Source organism: Streptomyces sp. NPDC050703, from assembly GCF_040654435.1.
Classification (GTDB): domain Bacteria; phylum Actinomycetota; class Actinomycetes; order Streptomycetales; family Streptomycetaceae; genus Streptomyces.
Window position 1 is genome coordinate 1 of sequence record NZ_JBFAHX010000095.1, and the last position, 3,286, is coordinate 3,286.

A 3,286-nucleotide genomic window follows, 5' to 3' on the forward strand; every position below is an offset into this window, starting at 1 on the left:
AGCCAACATCGCGGACATCTACCCGCTCGCGCCTCTGCAAGAGGGCATCCTCTTCCACCATCTGATCGCCGGCCAGGACAGCCGCGACGTCTACGTGCTGCCGATCGTTCTCGCGCTGGATTCGCGGGACCGGCTCACCAGGTTCCTCGAAGCCCTCCAGCGGGTGGTGGACCGGCACGACATCTACCGCACGGCGATCCTGTGGGAGGAGCTGCCCGAGCCCGTCCAGGTGGTGCTGCGGGAGGTGGAGCTGCCCGTCGAGGAGTTCGTCGGCGACCCCGAAGCCGGCGACGTGGTCCAGCAGTTGCTCGCGCATGCCGGAGACCGGATGGACCTGCGCGCTGCTCCGCTGATCCACACGCACGTGGCGGCCGATCCAGGCAACGGCCGGTGGGTCTGCCTGATGCGTATTCACCAGACCGTCCGGGACCACACAAGCCAGGAAGCCCTGCTGCGCGAGCTGGGTGCCTTCCTTTCCGAGCGAGGCGATTCGCTCCCCGAGGCGCTGCCGTTCCGCGACTTCGTGGCGCAGGCACGGCTCGGTGTGCCGAGGGAGGAGCACGAGCGCCACTTCGTTGAGCTGCTCGGTGACGTGGAGGAGACCACCGCCCCGTACGGCCTGGTCGACGTGCACGGCGACGGCCTCGACGCGGACCGCGCGCGGTGGTCCGTCGATGAAGAGCTGGCCGGTCGGATACGCGGGACGGCGCGGTCGCTCGGCGTGAGCCCGGCCACCCTGTTCCATCTGGCGTGGGGCCGCGTTCTCGCGGCGATCAGCGGCCAGGACGACGTGGTGTTCGGCACCGTCCTGTTCGGACGGATGAACGCGGGAGCCGGAGCCGATCGAGTCCAGGGCCCCTTCATCAACACCCTCCCGGTGCGTGTGCGTGTGGGGCCGTCCGGGGTACACGACGTGCTGGTCGGACTGCGGGACCAGCTGGCGGAGCTGCTGGTGCACGAGCACGCGCCGCTGGCGCTCGCGCAGCGGGTGAGCGGGGTGCCGGGCGGCAGCCCGCTCTTCAGCTCGATCTTCAACTACCGGCACCACCAGACCGCGGCCCAGGCGCCGGAGCGGACCGACGGCAGCCTCCTTGAGGGAGTCAGCGTGCTGCTCACTCGGGAACGCACCAACTACCCGGTCGCCGTGGCCGTGGACGATCGCGGTTCGGCATTCTCACTGACGGTCGACGCGGTGGCCTCCGTGGACGCCGAAGCCGTCTGCTCCATGCTGCACACCTGCGTAGGCAATCTGGTGAGCGTGCTCGAAGGGGCCCCCGAGACGCGGTTCGACGCGGTCGACGTGGTGCCCGCACACGAATTGCGGCGGGCCCTGGCAGAGTGGCACGACTCGGACGCGCCGGTCGCCGCGGAGACGGCGGCGCAGCTGTTCGAGGCGCAGGTGGCGAGGACGCCCGACGCGGTGGCGGTCGTCGCCGGTACGACCGAGGTGTCGTACGCGGAACTCGACAAGCGCGCCAACCGTCTGGCGCACCGGCTGAGGGAGCACGGGGTCGGCTCGGAGTCCGTCGTGGGTCTGTGTCTGCCGCGCGGCGTCGAGGCGATCGCCTCGATTCTGGCCGTATGGAAGGCGGGTGCGGCGTATCTGCCGCTGGATCCGCAGTACCCGGCCGAGCGTCTCGCGTTCATGCTCTCGGACAGTGGAGCCGGTGTCGTCGTCGGGCGGAGCGAACTGACGCGTCGCTTCTCCGTACCGGGTCCGCGCGTACTGAACCTGGACGATCCGGAAGTGACGGCCGCCCTGGAGACGGCCCCGGTGACGTCTGTCGGCGTTGTCGGAGTGCCCGACCAGATGGCGTACGTGATCTACACATCTGGTTCGACGGGGCGGCCCAAGGGCGTGGCGGTGTCGCACGCCGGCCTTGCGAACCTGGCTGCCGCCCAGGTGGACCGGTTCGCCGTGGATGCGTCGAGCCGCTTGCTGCAGTTCGCGTCGCTGAGCTTTGACGCGGCGGTATCGGACGTGGTGGTGGCGTTGTCGTCCGGCGCCCGCCTGGTCGTGGCGGAAGCGGATGAACTGCTGCCGGGGCCTGGCCTGGCGGGGGTCCTGGCCCGTCACGCGGTGACGCACGTGACCCTGCCGCCGGCCGTCCTCGCCGAGATGTCGCCCGAGGACCTGGCACCGGTGTCGACACTGGTGTCGGCGGGTGAGGCCCTCGGCAGGGAGCTGGCGGAGCGCTGGGCGCCGGGGCGGCGGTTGATCAACGCGTACGGACCGACGGAGACGACGGTGTGCGCGACGATGTCCCAGGCCATCGCGGAGGGCGATGTCCCGGACATCGGTGGTCCGATTCAAGGCGTGCGGGCGCTCGTCCTGGACAAGCGGCTCGCCCCGGTGCCGGTCGGCGTAGCCGGCGAACTGTACGTCGCGGGCGCCAACCTGGCCCGGGGGTACATGGGGCGGCCCGATATGACGGCCGAGCGGTTCGTGGCATGCCCCTACGCGTGGGCCGGTGAGCGGATGTACCGGACGGGCGACCGGGTGCGGCGGACGGCCGACGGCCGGCTGGAGTTCGCCGGGCGCGCGGACGCGCAGGCGAAGGTCCGCGGCTTCCGGGTGGAGCCGGAGGAGATCGAGTCCGTACTGGCCGGCCATCCCGCCGTGGCCCGGGCCGTGGTGATGGTCCGCGCGGACGCCGAGGGAGAAGGGCGCCTCGTCGCCTACGTCGTCCCCGCGGGCGACCGGGCGGAGGCCGACGGCAGCGAGCTGAGCCGCACGGTGCGGGAGCACGTCGCGAGAACCCTGCCGCAGTACATGATGCCCTCGGCGGTCGTGGTGCTCGACGCGCTGCCGCTGACGGTCAACGGCAAACTGGACCGCGTGGCGCTGCCGGATCCGGACGTCGCCGCGCCGACGGTGACGGGCCGGGAACCGGCCACGGAGCAGGAGCGGATCCTCTGCGAGGCCTTCGCACGGGTGCTGAAGGTGCCCGTGGTCGGAGTGGACGACGACTTCTTCGCACTCGGCGGTCATTCGCTGCTCGCCACGCGCCTGGTGAGCCGGGTGCGCACGGTGCTCGGCGAGGAACTGCCGATACGGGCGGTCTTCACCACGCCCACCCCGGCCGCACTCGCGAGCTGGCTCGCCGACCAGGAACGCGCACGGCCGAGCACCAGGCCCGTGCTGCGGCGCATGCGGAGGCCGGAGACCTCCTGAGCGGTGGTGCGGCCGCCTCAGCTGGTTGAGGCGGGGCGAGCTCAGCGACGAGCAGATCGACTGGGTCATCGACGCCTACACGCGCGGCGCGGTCGCCGACGAGCAGATGTC

At 71.4% G+C, this 3,286-nt stretch carries 1 protein-coding gene; it reads left to right on the top strand.

Translation table 11 applies throughout. From position 1 onward, the window contains the following. A partial coding sequence (locus tag AB0I16_RS35695) for an amino acid adenylation domain-containing protein (RefSeq protein WP_363253843.1) occupies positions 1-3,175 on the top strand: 3,175 nt, incomplete at its 5' end. Positions 3,176-3,286: the final 111 nt, after the last annotated feature.